This window comes from Curtobacterium sp. MMLR14_006, assembly GCF_001864985.1.
In the GTDB taxonomy this organism is placed as follows: domain Bacteria; phylum Actinomycetota; class Actinomycetes; order Actinomycetales; family Microbacteriaceae; genus Curtobacterium.
In genome coordinates this window covers 234,299-251,516 of sequence record NZ_MJGU01000023.1, presented here as the reverse complement: position 1 = coordinate 251,516, position 17,218 = coordinate 234,299, and the positions used below count along the sequence as shown (strand labels likewise).

The window sequence follows — 17,218 nt, the reverse complement described above, 5'->3', positions numbered from 1 at the left end:
CCGCCGTCCGGGCGGCACCCGTCGGGTGCCACCTCTGCCGACCCGGCCGGGCGGGCGCTGTGGGCGCGGCGAGCGCGGCGGGCGCCTCCGCCGGGCCGCCGCGCGGGTGCCTGCGCGTGGCCGCCGGCCCGGGTGTGCGCGGCGCACGAGCGGAGTGTTCCGGAACCGCGCGATCGCACGGCGCGAAGGCACTCCGATCATGGGACGGGAGATCGGCCCCGCGGCTCAGGCGCGGTCGTGCAGCGTGACGTGGTAGCCGTCGGGGTCGGCGAACGTGAAGGTCCGGCCGAAGGGACCGTCGATCGGCGCGGAGACGATGCGGTGACCGTCGGCGACGAGGGTGTCGTGGATCGCCTGCACGTCGGTCGCGTGCAACCAGATCGCCGCGCCGACGCCCGGCTGGGGGACGGCGTCGAGGTCGGTGCCGGGCACGAGGTCACGCAGGGCGAACGCGATCGGCGTCGTCTCGAAGACGACGGCGTGCGGCGGGCCGGCCTGCGAGCGGACGAGGCCGAGGTACTGCTCGTAGAACGCCTGCGACGCGGCGAGGTCGCGGGTCTGCAGCGAGATGAAGTCGGGGCCGGTGACGGGCATGGGGTGCTCCTTTGTTGATGTCAGTCTTCTGACACACAGAAGAGTATGTCAGACTACTGACATGAGTCAAGACGCCGACGGCATCGACCTCGAGACCTCGATCGGGTACCTCCTCAAGGAGGCCGCGAGCGCCCTCCGCGCGTCGATGGAGGCCGTGCTGCGGCCGCTCGGCATGACGATCACGCACTACTCGTGCCTCGAGCTGCTCGCGCAACGGCCCGGGCTGTCGAACTCCGAGCTGGCGCGCGGCACCTTCGTCACCCGGCAGTCCATGAACGTGCTGCTGCAGGCCCTCGAACGCGACGGCTCCGTCACGCGGGCGTCCGAGCCGTCGGTCGGCAAGGCGCTGCCCACCCAGCTGACGGCGAGCGGGCGGCGCAGCCTGGCGCAGGCGAGCGCAGCCGTCCGCGAGGTCGAGCAGCGGATGCTCCGGGGCCTCACCGAGGACCAGCGCGCCGACGCCCGCCGGGTGCTGCGGGCGATGGTCGGGTCGCTGCGCGGCGGCAGCGCACCGAGCGCGGCCGAGCCGGATCAGCCCTCGTAGCGCACGGCTGCGCGGTCCCGGGGCGCGTACCGCTCCGCGAAGTCGCGCTCGTTCGGGACCCACACGTCCCGCCACAGGGCCTCGTGCCGGCGGCCGAGTGCCCGGTCGCGGGCGAGACCCCGGCGGACCGCGGTGTCGAGGTCGACGTCGCACCAGACCGTCACGTCCAGGTGCGGGAGGACCTCGGGGTGGAACAGCCCGATGAGGTCGACGACGAGCACCTCGGCCCGCGGCAGCGGCTCCGCCGGAGCGAGCGCGCGCACCGACCAGTCGAAACGCCGGAACGTGCTCGCCCGTCCGGCTCGGTGCGGTGCGAGCACCGAGGACACCAGTCGCTGCCGGTCGACACCGTCCCAGTCGGTCGATCGTCGGTGGGACCGCTCCGGGTCGAGGAAGTCGTCGCCCCGGATCCGGACCGCCCCGGGGAGCACCTGCTCGAGCCGGCGGGCGAGCGTGGACTTGCCGGATCCGCAGTACCCGGAGACACCGACCACGAGCGGGTGCTGCGCCGACGCGACACGGGACCGCAGCAGGTCGGTGACGCCGTCGTGGTCCATCGGGCAAGCGTACGAGGTCGGCGACGCGGCCCCCGTCTCCGTAGGCTGGTCGGGTGGACGTCGTACTGCGCGCGAGCACCCCGGACGACCTCGAGTGGCTCGTCGAGCTCCGGGCCGTGGTGCTCCGCGACGACCTGACCCGGCTCGGGGTGTTCGACGAGACGCGCGTCCGGCAGCGCCTGCGCGACGCCTTCGAGCCGCGGCTGACCCGGATCGTCGTGGTCGACGGGCACGACGTGGGATCGGTCACCGTGCGGGTGGAGGGCGACACGCGGTGGCTCGAGCACTTCTACCTCGCGCCGGACGTCCAGGGCCGCGGGGTCGGGTCGTCGGTGCTCCGGGCGGTCCTCGACGAACCGCACGCCGGGCCGACCCGGCTCAACGTGCTGACCGGCAGCCCTGCCCGACGCCTGTACGAGCGGCACGGGTTCGCGCCCGACAGCGACGACGGCGTCGACGTCTTCATGACCCTGCGCGGTGCCGGTCGAGCAGCGTCCGGAGCACGCTGAGCTGCTCGTCGACGACGTCGGCCATGCGGCGCCCGCCCGGGCCCGTGAGCCAGGACTCGAGCGCCAGGTGGAACAGCATCACCGCCGTCTCGGCGATCACGGCCGCCTCGGTCGGGTCGACGCCCCGGTCGACGAACCCCTCGCGCACCGCGTCCGTCAGGTCGGCGCGCTTCCGGGCGTCACGTTCCCGCAGGGACGGCTCGGACAGCACCACCCGCCGCACCGCACCGACCTCGTCGTGCCGACCCTCGAACCGCTCGTCGGCGACCCGGCGCAGGCCGTGCACGACGATGTCGAGCGGGTCGAGCCCGGCCGGGGCCGCCTCGATGGCGTCGCGGGCGAGCACCGGGATCTCGTCGCCGGCGAAGACCACCTCGCGCTTGTCGGCGAAGTACCGGAAGAAGGTGCGTGTGGTCAGCCCGGCCCGCGCGGTGATCTGCGGCACCGTCGTGGCCTGGTAGCCCTGCTCGGTGAAGAGCTCGAACGCCGCCCGCTCGAGGCGCCCGCGGGCATCCGGAGTCCAACGCATGGGTCCACAGTAGTGATGACACGTCGTGTCGTGGTTGAATGGGCGATGACACGTCGTGTCATCACTCGCAGCGAGCAAGGGAACCGGACACCATGGCACCATCGGGCAACGCAGCACTCTGGACCTCGTCGAGCGGTCGGTTCACCGTCGGACCCGCACCGGTCCCCCAGCCCGGCCCCGGCGAACTCGTCGTCCGCGCCGAGGCGGTCGCCGTCAACCCGGTCGACGCCGTCAGCGGGCTCCTCCGCCACGTGGTGTACCCGAAGCTGCGGTACCGGACGGTGATCGGGTCGGACGTCGCGGGCACGGTCCTCGCCGTGGGGCCGGGCGTCGAGCGCTTCCAGGTGGGCGACCGGGTCCTCGGGTACGCGGCCGGGCAGGAGCAGCACCGGAACAGCGCCGCCGAAGGCGCGTTCCAGCACCAGGTCCTGCTGCTCGAACGACTGACGACCCCGGTGCCGCAGGACCTCGCGACCGAGCAGGCGGCGGTCCTCCCGCTCGCGGTGTCCACCGCAGCCGCGGGGCTGTTCGAGCCGGACCAGCTCGGCCTGCCGCTCCCGACGGCCGATCCGGTCGACCGCGGCCAGGTCGTCCTGGTCTGGGGAGCGTCGACGAGCGTCGGCGCCAACGCCGTCCAGCTCGCCCGGGCCGCCGGGAACGCGGTGATCGGCACCGCCTCGCCGCGGAACCACGCGTTCGTCCGGTCGCTCGGCGCCGAGGCCGTGTTCGACTACCGCGACGACGGCGCCGCCCGCCGCATCGTCGAGGCCCTCGCCGACCGGCAGCTCGCCGGCACCCTCGCCTTCGGCCAGGGATCGCTGACCCGCACGCTCCCGATCGTCCGGGCCGCTACCGGCTCCGGCCGACTCGCCTCGGCGTACCCGACGCCGGCGACGACGATCCGTGCACGGCTCGCCCGACGGCACGGGGTGCACGTCACCGCGATCTGGGGCGGCCGCCCGACCGAGTCCGAGGTCGGCCCCGCGATCTACCGCGACTTCCTGCCCGAGGCCCTGCGGAGCGGCGGCTACCAGGCGACCCCGACCGCCTCGGTCGTGGGGACGGGGCTGTCGGCGATCCCGGACGCCCTCGCCGAGCTCCGCGCCGGTGTCTCCGCTCGGAAGCTCGTCGTCACGCTCCCCTGACCCGGTACCGTCGACGAGGTGACCGATGACGACGACACCTTCACCGTGACGATGTCGGGCGGCGCCACGGCTCGTGGCGACCTGCCGGACCCGAGCGCGATGTCGGTGCACCTCGACCCGCGGCTCGTCGGCGACACCGTCCGCGGCAAGGAGATGTTCGCGGGGGCGGTCGAGCAGCAGCACGCGGCGATGTCCGCCTACGCGGCCGCACTCGACGCCGCTCACGGGGACGTGACCGCTCCGGCGGTGCAGGACGCGGCGACCGCGCTGCACGAGGCGTTGCGGTTCCTGCCGATCGCGCACACCGTGTACGCGGGCGTCGGCTTCCCCTCGGCGCGTTCGGACGGTGCGGCTCGGCGCACGGCGCCAGCGGCCCCGGCTCCGGCACGCGGCGAGCGCGGCCTCGGCGTGCACCCCGACGTGCTCACCGCGATCAGCGGGGACACCAGCCAACGCTGGGGGCTCGCCGGAGAAGAGGACCTCCCGCTCGCCGTCGAGATCGTGCTCGCGACCGACCCGGACCCGCAGGTCCGGTCCGCGTTCCTGTCAGGCTTGACCCGGTCGCGCAGCGTCGTCCTGCTCATGGAGGCGCGGGAGACCGATCCCGACGTCCTCTCGCAGCTCGCGGAACAGGGCTACGCGAGCCCGGAGCGGAAGTACCCGCTCCGGCTCGCGTACCTCGTGCACCGTGAGCTCGACGGCCTGTACGAGCTGCTCGGGTTCGACGACGCCACCGTGGCACGCGCGAAGGCCCGGTGGTTGCGAGCGCAGGAACACGACGAGCACGTCACGGTCGGCGACGCGCTCCGTGAGATCGGCGCGATCAGCTGAGCAGCTCGACCCCCATCTGCACCCGGCGTCCCAGCCGGTCGAGACCGAGGCGGGCCTCGACGTCCACGAGCGCCCGGTCGGCGTCCGTCGACGGCTCCTGTTCGACGAACCCGGCGGACGCGTAGAACGGCGCGTTCCACGGGACGTCGGCGAAGGTCCGCAGGGTCATCGTCCGGTACCCCTCCGCGCGGGCACGCTCCTTCGCCGCCTCGACGAGCGCCCGGCCGTGCCCGCGCCGACCGTGCGCGGGGAGCACCGAGAGCTGTTCCAGGTGTGCCCACCCGGCCGTCGTGAGCACGTGGGCGAAGCCGACGACTCGTCCGTCGACCTCGGCGACGAGGACGAACCCCGGCTGCGCGGCACGCTCGACGCCGGAGGGCGCCGGGTCCCAGCGCTCGGGGTGCAGCAGGTCGACGAGCGCGCTGTCCGCCTCGTCCTCGATCGCGGCGAGGCCCTCGAGGTCCTCGGGGACGGCGGCACGCACGCGATCGGTCACGGGGCAAGCGTACGAGCCCGACGTTCCTTCCCATGGCGCGTGACGTGGGAAGCAGATCCGCGCGTGGGAGGCCGGTTCGCCAGCCCTCCTACGCGCGGAACAGCTCCCCATGCGCGGAACGACCCCCGACGCGCGAAACAGCACCCGGCACCCGGCACCCGGCACCCGGCACGACAGCACGCGCGCGGCGGCGTCAGAGCGCGCGGGCGTACCAGCGGTCGGAGTACGGGTCCTCGGTGAAGGGCGCGACCTGCTCGAAGCCGAGTCGTTCGTAGAGCGCGCAGGCCTCGGCGAGCTCAGCCCGGGTGTCCAGGCGCAGCGTCGTGGTCCCGCGCGCCCGGCACAGCTCCTCGACGTGGCGCAGCAGCGCCGATCCGACGCCGCGGCCGCGGTGCTCCGGCAGGGTGAACACCTTCGTCAGCTCGCCGGTGTCGCCGAGGAAGCGCACCCCGGCGCAGGCCACCACCGCTCCCCCGTCGACGGCGACGACGAACACCCCGGTGTCGCCCTGCAGGTCGTCGGAGGGCTCGTCGAGCAGCGCCTGCTCCACTTCGGCCGGCGTCGCCTCCCGCCCGTACCACCGCGACGCGACCTCGGTCAGGTACGCCCGCACGATCGACCGGGCCCGGGCCGCGCCGGGGTGCTCCGTCTCGATGATCACCGCGGTCCCCGGTCCGGCACTCGACCCGGACGTTCCGCGGACCGGTCGGCCCCCGGCTGCGGACGGGAGGCACGGGTCGTGCCCGCACGTGACCTCTCGTCCGACACGTGGTCACGACCGCGAGCCACGTCCGGGTCAGCGGGACGCGGTCGCCTCGCGCGCGGCCGCCTCCGCAGCGACCCACGCGAGCATGCCGCACTTGACGCGCATGACGAACTTCGAGACGCCGTGGAAGGCGACGAGGTCCTCGAGGACGTCCTCGTCGGGCTCTCCGACGCCGCGGGAGCGCATCATCGTGCGGAACTCCTCGGTCAGTGCGAGGAACTCGGGCACGGTCCGGCCCACGGCCATGTCCGTCAGGACCGATGCCGAGGCCATCGAGATCGAGCAGCCGTCGCCCTGCCAGGCGAGCCCGGCGATGCGGTCCGTGCCGGGTTCGAGCCGCAGGCTGACCGTGATCTCGTCGCCGCACGTCGGGTTCCGCTCGAAGTGCGAGGCGTCCGCGTCGGCGAGTTCGCCGTCGCCGTGCCGGGCCTTCGCGTGGTCGAGGATGACCTGCTGGTACAGGGAGTCGAGGGTGCTCACGCGGTCGCTCCGAAGTAGTCGCGGACCTCGCCGACGGCGGCGAGGAACCGGTCGACGTCGTGCTCGGTCGTGTACACGTAGGTGCTCGCGCGGCTCGTCGCCGTCAGGCCGAGGCGACGGTGCAGGGGCTGCGCGCAGTGGTGCCCGGAGCGGACGGCGATGCCCTGGGCGTCGAGGTACTGCGACACGTCGTGGGCGTGCACCCCGTCGACGTCGAACGACACGAGCCCGGAGCGGGGGACGCCTGCGGGCGGCCCGACGACGTGGACGCCGGGGACTCCGGCGAGGCCGTCGAGCATCCGGCGGGCGAGGTGCTCCTCGTGGGCGCGTACCCGCTCCATGCCGATGCCCTGCAGGTAGCGGACGGCCTCGGCGAGCGCGACGGCCTGGGACACCGGCTGCGTGCCGGCCTCGAAGCGCTCGGGAGCCGGCATGAACTCCGTGTGCTCCATCGTCACGGTGGTGATCATCGAGCCGCCGGTGCGGAACGGCGGCAGCGCGTTGAGCAGTTCGCTGCGCCCCCAGAGCACGCCGATGCCGTTCGGGCCGAGCATCTTGTGCCCGGAGAACGCGGCGAAGTCGACGCCGAGCTGCTGCACGTCGAGGGGCCGGTGCGGCGCGGACTGGCACGCGTCGAGCACGACGAGGGCGCCGCGGGCGTGCGCGAGTCCGACGACCTGCTCGACGGGGGCGACCATCCCGGTGACGTTCGAGACGTGGGCGAACGCGACGACCCTCGTGCGGTCGGTGATCAGTGCGGCAGCGTCCTCGGCGGTCCAGGTGCCGTCGTCGGCGACCGGGATCCAGCGGAGCGTCGCACCGGTCAGGGCGGCGAGCTCCTGCCAGGGCACGAGGTTGGCGTGGTGCTCGGCCTCGGTCACGAGGACCTCGTCGCCGACGCCGAGACGGAAGCGTGCCGCGTCGACGCCGCCGCGCCCGAGGCTGGCGGCGGCCAGGCCGTGGGCGACGAGGTTGAGGGCGTCCGTGGCGTTCGCGGTCCAGACCACCTCGTTCGGACCGGCGGCGCCGATGAACCCGGCGACGGTGGCGCGGGCTTCCTCGTAGGCGTCGGTGCTGAGCGCCGCGAGCGTGTGCGCGCCGCGGTGGACGGCGGCGTTGTCGTGTTCGAGGAACCGGCGCTCCGCGTCGAGGACCTGGTGCGGGCGCTCGGCCGTCGCACCGGAGTCCAGGTACGCCAAGGGGTGCCCGTTCACGTCCTGCGCGAGGATCGGGAAGTCCTGCTTGATCGTCTCGACCTCGGCCTCGGTGAGCGGCTGGTTCGGCGCCACGACTGTCACGTCTCGTCCTCCTGGTGCTGCTGTCCGGAGCAACCCGTCCATGGTGGCCGTTGTTCCCGACCACGTCCAGTCGGCAGCACGACGGCCCCGGACCGTCGTGGTCCGGGGCCGTCGGGTCGGGCGTCGGTTACTCGTTGCCGATCTTCTCGTCGGCGGCGTCACGGGCGCCGTCGATCTTGTCGTCGTACTTGCCGCCCGTGGCCTTCTTGACGGCGTCGGCGACCCCGCCGAGGATCTTGTCGCTGACGTCCTCGGCCTTCTCGCTCTTCAGGGCGTCCTGGACCTTGCCGTCCTTCAGGAACTCCTGGGCCTTCTTGGTGATGTCGTCGAACCCCGCCATCGGTTGCTCCTCGCTTCGGTGCGGAGCCCGTCGCTCCGTCGTGCCGCCGATGCTAGGCCGGGGTACGGCACCGTGTTCCGGCACGTTCGGCGTCTTCACACCATCTGGGCGCTGCGCCGGCGGGCCAGCACGTGTGCGACGGCGACCGCGCCGGACACCGCGAGCAGTGCCGGCACCAGGACGTCAACGCCCTGCTGGGTGAACTCGACGACCAGCACGAGGGCGGTGAAGGGCGCCCGCATCGTGGTGGCGAGGAACGCCGCGGCGCCGACGAACGCGAACGCGGCGAGCCCCGGGCCGTCGGCCGGCCAGAGCAGCAGCCACGCCCCGCCCAGTCCGCCGCCGATCGCGGACCCGACGGCGATCGAGGGCGTCAGGGTGCCGCCGACCGCTCCCGCGCCGATGGTGGCCGCGGTCGTCACCGTCCGCAGGACCCCGAGCAGCAGGAGCAGCAGGATCGGCGAGATCCCGGCGAGCAGCTGGTCGTCGAGGGACGTGTTCATGGCGACGAGTCCGAGCGCTCGACCGTTGCCGAGGATCTCGGGGAACGGGACCGCGACGAGCCCGATCATCGCGAACACCACGGGGAGCACGACGAGCAGGCGCCAGCCCTTCGGCGCGATGCCCTGCAGCCGGTTGGTGAGCTTCACGAAGCCGACGCCCGCGAACCCGAGCACCGGTCCCACCACGACGGCCCACACGAGCAGCGACGGCGACAGGTGCATCGCGGGCACGTCGTAGAGCACCTCGTCCGGGATCACCAGACGGGCGGTGATCGCCGCGATCGCACTCGTCGCGAAGGCGGGCAGGGCGGTCGCCAGGCTGATCTCGCCGAGCAGCACCTCGACCGCGAAGAGCGCGCCGCCGAGGGGGACGTCGTAGACGGCGGCGAGACCGGCGGCCGCGCCGCAGGCGACGAGGATCCTCGTCTCCCGCGGGGTCAGTCCCGCGCGGCGGGTGACGACCTGCGCGAGCCACGCCCCGACCTCGCGCGGCGCGACCTCCTTGCCGATCGACGCGCCGAGCCCGACGGCCAGGATCTGGACGCCCGCGTTCGCCAGGGTCGCCAGGGCCGGCATCCGCCCGCCGTCGACGGCTGCGGTGACCGGCACGATCGTGCGGCCCCAGCGGCGGAGCGCCCACCAGGCGACGCCGGTCAGCACGCCCGCGGCGGTGAGCGCCAGGAACCGGTTCAGGCCGGAGGGGGCGTCGGCGGCCTCGAGGTGCCCGCCGAAGCCGGAGCCGAACGCCACGAACTGGATGAGCTGCAGGGCGAGCCAGACCGCGATCCCGGCGATGCCGCCCGAGACACCGACCAGGGCGGTGATGACCGCGAGCTTGATCGCCCAGACAGGGGTCGCGAGACCGGAGTGCGGCATGACGACGAGCCTAGCGATCCCCGCCGCCGACCCGAGCACGCGGCCGAGCCGACCACGCGGCCGACGCGGCCACCTCGTGGAGGCGTGCCGACCGGCGGGGCCGACCCGGGCCTCCCGTCCGGGCGCCGTCCGCCCGCCTTCAGACGGCCGTGACCCGGAACGGCACCACGCAGTCGGCCGGCATGAGCGGCGGCTGCAGGCCGACGCTCCCGAGCACGCGTCCGTCGAACACCCGCGGGCCGGACCACCAGTCGGGCCGGACCAGGCCGTGCCCGTCCCCGATGACGATCGGGTCGACGCGGTAGGAGGTGCCCGGGTCGAGGTCGCGGAAGGTGACCCGGCCGGTTCCGGAGACGTCAGACCGGCCGATGCTCGCCAGGAAGAACACCGCGCTCCGACGGTCGGCGGCGACCGTGCCGTAGACGAGCCGGGAGTCGTCGGTCTCGTCCGAGCGCACCAGGTCACCACCGTGCAGCAGACCGCGGAGCTCCCGGTACAGGGCGATCCACTCGGCGAGCGCGGTCGACTCCGCCGGGGTGGCCCGGGCGAGGTCCCACTCGATGCCGAGGTGCCCGACGAGGGCCGTCCCGGCGCGGAAGGCGAGGTCGTGGGAGCGACCGGTCGTGTGGTTCGTCCCGCTCGCGACGTGCGCGCCGAGCAGTTCCGGCGGCAGGAGCTGCTGCGTCCACCGGTGCATGTGCTGCCGTTCGAGCGGGTCGATGTCGTCCGACACCCACACCCGGTCGGTGTGCTCGAGGACCCCGAGGTCGACGCGGGCGCCGCCGGACGAGCACGACTCGATCTCGAGCGCGGGGAAGCGTTCCTTGAGCGTCGCCAAGAGCCGGTAGGTCGCCAGGGTCTGCTCGTGCACGGCGGCCCCGCCACCGGGGAAGCCGGCGTCGACGAGGTCGCGGTTGTGGTCCCACTTGACGTAGTCGACCGCGTACTCGCCGATGACCGCCGTCATCCGCTCGAGCACGTGGTCGAAGGCCGCCGGGATCGCGAGGTCGAGGACCTGCTGGTTCCGGGACCGCACCGGCATCCGGCCGTCCGCCTGCATGATCCACTCCGGGTGCGCCCGCGCGAGGTCGCTGTCCTCGTTCACCATCTCGGGCTCGAACCAGAGCCCGAACTCCATGCCGAGCGTACGGACCCGGTCGATGATCGGGCCGAGGCCGTCGGGCCAGACGTCCTCGTCGACGAACCAGTCGCCGAGGCCGGCGCGGTCGTCGCGTCGGCCGCGGAACCAGCCGTCGTCGAGCACGTACCGCTCGACGCCGAGGGCGGCGGCCCGCTCGGCGAGGTCGGTCAGGCGGGTGAGGTCGTGGTCGAAGTACACGGCCTCCCAGACGTTGATGGTCACCGGCCGCGGGGTGTGCGGGTGACCGGGACGGCTCCGGAGCCACCGGTGGAACCGCCGCGCCTGCTCGTCGAGGCCGTCGCCGTGGGCGAAGTACACCCACGGCCCCTCGTACGTCGCACCGGTGTCGAGCCGGACCTCGCCCGGCAGCAGGAGCTCACCGCCGCCGATGACCTGGCGGCCGGTCGCCAGGCGTTCCGCGTGGTGCCGGTGGTTGCCGCTCCAGCCCGTGTGCACGCCCCAGACCTCGCCGCGCGCGAAGCCGAAGCCGGGCTCGCCGACGCTGAGCACGGTGGCGGCATCGGCGCCGGTGCGGCCCTTCCGGCCCTCGCGCTGGTGCGTGCCGACGACGAGCGCGCGGCGCTGCGGGGTGCGTTCCTTGCCCCAGCGCCCGGCGAAGTCCAGGACCTCGCGCGCGCGGGACGGGATCGGCAGCGCGACGGTCAGGTCGTCGACCGTGTAGACACCGTCGGCGGTGTTCGTGACGGCGGCGCGGGCGCGCACCAGGCCGGAGCCGAGGACCTCGACCGTCAGGCGCACCGCGAGTCCGGCGGTGTCGTCGACGGCGTCCGCGGTCACCGACGTGTCGGTGACGTCGAGCGAGCGCATCGTGAACGCCGGCGCCCAGTCGTGGCCGTCGCGGTGGCCGGCGAGCCCGGGGCGACCGCTCCACCCGCGGTGCGGCTCCGGGAGCACGGCGACCCGCACGGGTTCGTCCATCTCGTTCGGGGAGACCGGCGCGACGTCGGCGTCCGCCAGGGCGGTGAGCGCCGCCGCGTCGAGGGGGCCGAGCGCCGCTCCCCAGTGCACGACGGCGGGGAGCGCCCGGTCGCGGCAGTCGAGCACGAGGGAGACGCCCCCGGCGGTCAGGTGGACGATGTCGTGCGGCATGCGGGCTCCAGTCGGCGTCGTTGCACGTCCGAGCCTTCCGGGTCGGAGCCGCGCGTCGCAACCCGACGCGCGGCTCAGAACCAGCGCTTGACCTTGAACACCACCCAGAGCGCCGCGGCGAAGAGCACCATCGCGACGATCGCCAGCGGGTACCCCCACGTCCATCCGAGCTCGGGCATGTGCGTGAAGTTCATGCCGTAGATCGCGGCGATGAGCGTCGGGGCGAACAGGATCGCCGCCCAGCCGGAGATCCGCTTCGTGTCGTCGTTCTGCTTCTGCGCGGCCAGCGTCGAGTCGACCGTCAGCGCGTTCTGCAGCAGCTGCCGGAACGTGTCGAGGCGCTCCACGATCCGGATGGCGTGGTCGAGCACGTCACGGAAGCGCCGCTGCATCTCGATCGGCAGGTGGTACTTCTCGGCGCCCCGGTGCAGGCTCTCGATGATGTGGATGAGCGGGCGCGCTGCCCGCTGGAAGTCGACGACCTCACCGAACAGCTCGTACACGCGACGGGACACCCCGGCCTCGCCGCTGAACAGCTGGTCCTCGATCTGGTTGATGTCCTCCTCGAGCCCGTCGATCACCGGCAGGTAGCCGTCGACGATGGAGTCCATCAACGCCCAGAGCTGCGCCTGCGGCCCCACCGTCACCAGCCCGGGCTTGCCGCTCATCCGCTGCAGGGCCCGCGGCACGGTCTGCCGGCCCCGCGGGTCGGCCTGCACGACCGCGAGGAAGAAGTCCTCGCCGACGAACGCGTGCACCTCGCCGAACGCCACTTCCTCCTGCTGGTCGTTGTAGAGCGCCGGCTTCAGCACGGCGAACAGCGTCGAGCCGTAGCGCTCGAGCTTCGGTCGCTGGTGCCCCTCGGCGGAGTCCTCGACCGCGAGCTCGTGCAGGTCGAGTGCGACCGCGACGTCGCCGAGCTCCTGGGCGTCGGGCTGGTGCAGGACGATGCAGGAGCTCGCGCCCTGCTCGGCCATCATCCGGAAGGTGTCGTCGAGCGAGGGACTCGCGATCGGGGCGATGCGGTCGATGTAGACGGTGTTCAGCTCGAGGCTCACGGGACCACCGTACGCAGGGTCGCGGCACGCCGGTGGCCGGGGGCCGGCCGGGAGGCCCGTGCCGCCCCCGCCAGTCGGCGTGCGTCGTGCCTGTGCGTGCGCTGCACGGCCGCCCTCCTCAGCCGCCTACGGTGCAGATGATCAGCATGCTGACGAAAGGGACTGTCATGAAGAGGATCTGGAAGCGCGTCGCGGTCGCCGTGAGCGCGGTCGTCGCCGTCATCGGCGCGTACGTCGGCTCTGGCGCTGCCGGGGGCACCCCCATCCAGGACGCCGCCGGCGGCGCACTGTCTGCGTCCTCGACGGCGATCGCCCCCGACGGCCCCGCGTTCTCGATCTGGAGCCTCGTCTACGCGGGGCTCATCGGCTACGCCGTGCTGCAGCTCTTCCGCACCGCGAACGACGACCGGCACGGGCGACTGGTGGTGCCGGCGATCCTGTCGCTGCTGCTCAACGCCGCCTGGATCCTGTCCGTGCAGTTCGGCTGGCTGTGGGCGAGCGAACCGATCATCGTCGCGCTGCTCGCGGTGCTGGTGTGGACGTTCTCGATCCTGCGCCGGACCCGCTCGACGGGCGTCGTCGAGGCGGTGCTGACCGACGGCACGTTCGGGCTCTACCTCGGGTGGGTCTGCGTCGCGACGGCGGCGAACACGGCCGCGGTGCTGACGGCCGCGGGCTTCCGCGGGTTCGGTCTCGGGCAGGACGTGTGGGGCGTCGCGATCGCCGCGGTGGCCGGTCTGGTCGGGGTCCTGCTCGCCCTCTGGGGTCGGGGGCGGCTGGCCCCCGCGGCCTCGCTCGCGTGGGGCCTGGCGTGGGTCGCGGTCGCCCGGTTCGACGGGCCGCTCGTCTCCGTGCCGACGGCCGTGACGGCCGTGGTCGCCGCGGTGGCCGTGGTCGTCGTGACCGTGGCGGTCCGGGCGCGCGCCGGGTGGTCCGGAGCGCGCGAGGGGCTGGCGACGACCTCGAGGTTCGGCCGGGCGGAGTCCGTCGCGGGCTGACGGGGCCGGGGGGTGTCGCGGGCTTGCGGGGCCGGGGCTGTGACACTGACGGGCGGGGCTGGGGTCTGTGGCGCTGATGGGCGGGGCTGGGGTCTGTGGCGCGCAAGCGACAGGTCTCGCCGCGCCGCCTTCGTCCACCCCGCGAGAGCGACACTTCACCGCGGATGTTCAGCGGGGATGTGTCGCTTTCGCGATCCGGCCCGACGTCAGCGCGCGGCTGCGACCAGCCCGTGGGCGGCGGCGACCGCGGCGTTCGTGACCTCGCCGGCGTGCACGTTCACGCCGAGGGCCAGTGCCGGGTCGGCCGCGGTGGCCTGCTCCCAACCCCGGTCGGCGATCGCCACGGCGTAGGGCAACGTGGCGTTCGTCAGCGAGATCGTGCTCGTGCGCGGGACGGCGCCGGGCATGTTCGCCACGCAGTAGTACACGGCGTCGTGCACGGCGAAGGTCGGGTCGTCGTGGGTGGTCGGGTGCGAGCCCTCGAAGCAGCCGCCCTGGTCGATGGCGATGTCGACGAGGACCGATCCCGGGCGCATGTCCGCGACCATCGCGTCGGTGACGAGCTTCGGCGCCGACGCCCCGGGGATGAGGACGGAGCCGATCACCAGGTCGGCGTCGCGCAGCGCCTCGGCGATCGCGTGGGCCGATGACCGGAGCGTGGTGACGCGGCCGTCGAACCGGGCGTCGAGGGCGCGGAGCCGCGGCAGGCTGATGTCGAACACGGTGACGTCCGCGCCCATGCCGAGTGCCATGGTCGCGGCGTGCTCCCCCGCGACGCCGCCGCCGATGACGACGACGCGGCCCTTCGGCGTGCCGGGGACACCACCGAGCAGCAGCCCGCGGCCGCCGTTCGTGCGCATGAGGTGGAACGCGCCGACCTGGGCCGAGAGCCGCCCGGCGACCTCGGACATCGGCGAGAGGAGCGGCAGCGAGCGGTCGGGCAGCTGCACGGTCTCGTAGGCGATCGCCGTGGCGCCGGACGCGACGAGCGCGTCGGTGAGGGGACGGTCGGCGGCCAGGTGCAGGTAGGTGAACAGGACCTGCCCCGGGCGGATGAGCGGGTACTCGGCAGCAACCGGCTCCTTCACCTTGAGGATCATCTCGGCCTGCGCCCAGACCTCGGCGGCGGTGTCGACGATCGACGCTCCCGCCACGCGGTACTCGTCGTCGGTGAACGCCGAGCCGGTGCCCGCTCCCGACTGCACGAGGACCTCGTGCCCGTGCAACGCCAGCTCGGCGACGCCCGCCGGGGTCGCCGCGACGCGGTACTCGTTGTTCTTGATCTCGGTGGGGACGCCGATGCGCATCGCTGACTCCTTCGTGGGTGGTGCGGTCGTCCCACCATTCAGCGCCGGATTCGTTGCAGCGACGTTACAGCCGAACATCCGGATGACTTCGGCGCCATTCGTGCGATCGGATTCGGCCGGATCGTCAGCGCGCGCGGAGCGACTCGCTCGGCAGCTCGCCGAATCGTGCGCGGTAGGTCGACGAGAACCGCCCGAGGTGCCCGAAGCCCCACGAGCGCGCGATGTCGGCCACCGAGGTCTCCTCGCGGTCGCCGTCGAGCAGGTCGGCGCGGGCGCCGTCGAGCCGCACGCCGCGCAGCAGCTCGCCCGGTGTCTGGTCCAGGTGCCGCCGGAGCGACTGCTGCAGGCCGCGCGGGCTGAGCCCCGCCGCGACCGCGATCTCGGGCGTGCCGATCGGCTCGCGTGCGTGGGCGTGCACGTACTCGAGGGCGCGACGCAGCCGACCGTGCTCCGGACCGGTGCCGGCCACGGAGGAGCGCCACCGGCTGCGCTGCGGGAACGCCTGCAGCGCCGCCGTGACGAACGCCTCGGCGATGGTGCGCTCGCCCGACGCGTCGAGGCGGTGGTCGACGTCGAGCCAGGTCGACGAGTGTGCCCGCACGACGGCCTGCCAGGTGGCGGCCCCCTGCGCCGTCGGGCGCTGCAGGGTGTCGAACGCGAAGTCGTCGTCGCCCGCGACGGACCGGACGAAGTCGCGGTCGAGGTGCACGAGGTTCAGGCCGATGTCGCGGTGGTGCAGGGAGTAGACCTCGGCGAAGGGCACGACGACCGGCACCCCCGGCTCGAAGACGTGCGTGTCGCTGCCCGAGGTGAGCCGTCCGGCACCGCTGCGCAGCCAGGCGACGACGAACTCGTCGTCGACGCGGCTCTCGGTGCGCAGGTCCGCCATGAAGCGCGACGAGCGCAGGGACAGGCGGCCGTCTCCCACGTCGGCGAAGTCCCAGTGGGACTGCGGACGGGTGCGCCGGACGATCGGAGCGCGGAAGTCGTAGTCGCTCCCGAAGAAGGCGAGGGCCTCGTCGAAGTCACTGCCGACGAGCCGCCGGAAGTACCGGCCGGGGTGTCGATCGATGGAAAGCACCATGCACCAGAACGTACGAGCAGCCACCGACATTCGACGTCCGCGGCCGCTCGACACCGTGCGTCACGGCTGCAGGATCGCCTGTCCGACGCTCTCGTCCAGGATGAGGTCCGTCACGAGCCCCGCTGCCAGGGCACCGCGCAGCGAGGCGGCCTTCCCGCGCCCGGCGACGACGCAGACCCGGCGCGGCGCCCGCTTGATCGTGTCGAGGTCCGGGCCGCCCGCGCGGGCGTTCACCCCGATGTCCCGCCACGAGCCGTCGGCGCGGTAGAAGACCGTCGAGACGTCGCCGACCACCTCGGCCGTCGACAGCTCGTCGCGGTCGGCCGGGTCGAGGTAGCCGCCGGAGTACACGTGCGACGGCACCGGGGCCTGCGGGGCGCCGACGCCGAACACGACGAGGTCCATCCGCTCGTGCAGGTCGAGCACGCGACGGATCGAGCGTTCCCGGAACAGCGCCTCCTTCGTGTCGGGGTCGTCGAAGAACGCCGGCACCGGGAACTGCTGCACGAACGCGCCGTACGCCTCGCCGAAGCGGCGGAGGATCTCGGACGCGTAGACGATGCCGGTGGTCCGGGTGTTCGCGGCGCCGTTGATCTGGACGATCGTCGAGCCGTGGGTCGTCTTCGGCACGAGGTAGCGGCTGACCGCGCTCACGGTCGAGCCCCACGAGATCCCGATGACCATGTTCGACTCGACGTACTGCGTCAGGATGCGCGCGGCCGACAGCGCGACCCGCTCGAGCCGGTCGACGTCGCTCGTGTGGTCCGGCACCGGGACGACGTGCGCGTGCACCCCGAACCGCGACCGGATCGAACGGCTGAGCGCGGCGGCCTGGTCGAGGGGCGAGCGGATCTGGATGTCCACGAGCCCGGTGTCCCTGGCGTACTTCAGCAGGCGCGACACCGACGACCGCGAGGTCCCGAGCTCGTCCGCGATCGCGTCCATCGTCAGGTCCTGCAGGTAGTAGAGGTGCGCGGCGCGCAGCGCCTGCTGCGTGCGCATGGGCTGAGCCGCATCGCTCATGGTGCTCCGATCTGTCGAACGCAACCATG

19 protein-coding genes are annotated in these 17,218 nt (G+C 73.3%); 5 read left to right on the top strand and 14 right to left on the bottom strand.

Annotated elements, in window-relative coordinates; genetic code table 11:
* Window positions 1-225 precede the first annotated feature (225 nt).
* The gene (locus BIU94_RS12975) at window positions 226-594 is read right to left on the bottom strand and encodes a VOC family protein (RefSeq protein WP_071260949.1); all 369 of its coding nucleotides are present in this window, start codon (window positions 592-594) and stop codon (window positions 226-228) included.
* A 61-nt stretch (window positions 595-655) separates the two neighbouring features.
* On the opposite strand from BIU94_RS12975, the gene BIU94_RS12970 reads away from it, so the two are divergent.
* Entirely contained in the window at window positions 656-1,138 is a 483-nt protein-coding gene (locus tag BIU94_RS12970) for a MarR family winged helix-turn-helix transcriptional regulator (protein WP_071260947.1), read from the top strand.
* On the opposite strand, the gene BIU94_RS12965 is transcribed toward BIU94_RS12970, so the two are convergent.
* Window positions 1,126-1,695: a uridine kinase gene (locus BIU94_RS12965; RefSeq protein WP_071260945.1), complete on the bottom strand. Its 570-nt coding sequence runs from the start codon at window positions 1,693-1,695 to the stop codon at window positions 1,126-1,128. The two genes, BIU94_RS12970 and BIU94_RS12965, sit on opposite strands and share 13 nt — an antisense overlap.
* A 53-nt stretch (window positions 1,696-1,748) precedes the next feature.
* On the opposite strand from BIU94_RS12965, the gene BIU94_RS12960 reads away from it, so the two are divergent.
* Entirely contained in the window at window positions 1,749-2,204 is a 456-nt protein-coding gene (locus tag BIU94_RS12960; RefSeq protein ID WP_071260944.1) for a GNAT family N-acetyltransferase, read from the top strand.
* Here the strand turns inward: BIU94_RS12960 and BIU94_RS12955 are convergent.
* Window positions 2,158-2,733, bottom strand: coding sequence for a TetR family transcriptional regulator (locus BIU94_RS12955; RefSeq protein WP_071260943.1), 576 nt, complete (start codon window positions 2,731-2,733; stop codon window positions 2,158-2,160). The genes BIU94_RS12960 and BIU94_RS12955 overlap by 47 nt on opposite strands.
* Before the next feature lie 92 nt (window positions 2,734-2,825).
* On the opposite strand from BIU94_RS12955, the gene BIU94_RS12950 reads away from it, so the two are divergent.
* Both BIU94_RS12950 and BIU94_RS12945 read left to right on the top strand, forming a co-directional pair.
* Window positions 2,826-3,878, top strand: coding sequence for a zinc-binding alcohol dehydrogenase family protein (locus BIU94_RS12950; RefSeq protein WP_071260941.1), 1,053 nt, complete (start codon window positions 2,826-2,828; stop codon window positions 3,876-3,878).
* A gap of 18 nt (window positions 3,879-3,896) precedes the next feature.
* Entirely contained in the window at window positions 3,897-4,709 is an 813-nt protein-coding gene (locus BIU94_RS12945) for a hypothetical protein (protein ID WP_071260939.1), read from the top strand.
* Here BIU94_RS12945 and BIU94_RS12940 read toward each other — a convergent pair.
* From BIU94_RS12940 to BIU94_RS12905, 8 genes are all read right to left on the bottom strand, one after another.
* Window positions 4,702-5,205: a GNAT family N-acetyltransferase gene (locus BIU94_RS12940; RefSeq protein ID WP_071260938.1), complete on the bottom strand. Its 504-nt coding sequence runs from the start codon at window positions 5,203-5,205 to the stop codon at window positions 4,702-4,704. The genes BIU94_RS12945 and BIU94_RS12940 overlap by 8 nt on opposite strands.
* Window positions 5,206-5,398: 193 nt before the next feature.
* Window positions 5,399-5,866 (bottom strand): N-acetyltransferase, encoded by a 468-nt coding sequence (locus BIU94_RS12935; RefSeq protein ID WP_083404814.1) that lies wholly within the window; start codon window positions 5,864-5,866, stop codon window positions 5,399-5,401.
* A gap of 135 nt (window positions 5,867-6,001) precedes the next feature.
* A complete protein-coding gene (sufU, locus tag BIU94_RS12930; RefSeq protein WP_071260936.1) occupies window positions 6,002-6,451 on the bottom strand; it encodes a Fe-S cluster assembly sulfur transfer protein SufU in 450 nt (149 codons plus the stop codon).
* Entirely contained in the window at window positions 6,448-7,740 is a 1,293-nt protein-coding gene (locus tag BIU94_RS12925; RefSeq protein ID WP_071260934.1) for an aminotransferase class V-fold PLP-dependent enzyme, read from the bottom strand. Before BIU94_RS12925 ends, sufU begins: the two co-directional genes overlap by 4 nt.
* Window positions 7,741-7,876: 136 nt before the next feature.
* A complete protein-coding gene (locus BIU94_RS12920) occupies window positions 7,877-8,089 on the bottom strand; it encodes an Rv0909 family putative TA system antitoxin (RefSeq protein WP_071260932.1) in 213 nt (70 codons plus the stop codon).
* Between the two features lie 95 nt (window positions 8,090-8,184).
* A complete protein-coding gene (locus BIU94_RS12915; RefSeq protein ID WP_071260930.1) occupies window positions 8,185-9,468 on the bottom strand; it encodes a chloride channel protein in 1,284 nt (427 codons plus the stop codon).
* Window positions 9,469-9,607: 139 nt separating this feature from the next.
* Window positions 9,608-11,719, bottom strand: coding sequence for an alpha-galactosidase (locus BIU94_RS12910; protein ID WP_071260926.1), 2,112 nt, complete (start codon window positions 11,717-11,719; stop codon window positions 9,608-9,610).
* Window positions 11,720-11,793: 74 nt separating this feature from the next.
* Window positions 11,794-12,777: a magnesium and cobalt transport protein CorA gene (locus tag BIU94_RS12905; RefSeq protein ID WP_071260924.1), complete on the bottom strand. Its 984-nt coding sequence runs from the start codon at window positions 12,775-12,777 to the stop codon at window positions 11,794-11,796.
* Window positions 12,778-12,944: 167 nt separating this feature from the next.
* On the opposite strand from BIU94_RS12905, the gene BIU94_RS12900 reads away from it, so the two are divergent.
* Window positions 12,945-13,775, top strand: a complete 831-nt coding sequence (locus BIU94_RS12900; protein ID WP_071260921.1) for a tryptophan-rich sensory protein — start codon at window positions 12,945-12,947, stop codon at window positions 13,773-13,775.
* A 206-nt stretch (window positions 13,776-13,981) separates the two neighbouring features.
* Here the strand turns inward: BIU94_RS12900 and ald are convergent, their stop codons facing one another.
* The 3 genes from ald to BIU94_RS12885 form a co-directional block, all read right to left on the bottom strand.
* Window positions 13,982-15,082, bottom strand: coding sequence for an alanine dehydrogenase (gene ald / locus BIU94_RS12895; RefSeq protein ID WP_071260902.1), 1,101 nt, complete (start codon window positions 15,080-15,082; stop codon window positions 13,982-13,984).
* Window positions 15,083-15,206: 124 nt separating this feature from the next.
* On the bottom strand, window positions 15,207-16,166 hold the full coding sequence (locus BIU94_RS12890; protein WP_071260899.1) for a helix-turn-helix transcriptional regulator: 960 nt from the start codon (window positions 16,164-16,166) through the stop codon (window positions 15,207-15,209).
* Between the two features lie 60 nt (window positions 16,167-16,226).
* A complete protein-coding gene (locus BIU94_RS12885; RefSeq protein ID WP_139195969.1) occupies window positions 16,227-17,168 on the bottom strand; it encodes a sugar-binding transcriptional regulator in 942 nt (313 codons plus the stop codon).
* Window positions 17,169-17,218 lie beyond the last annotated feature (50 nt).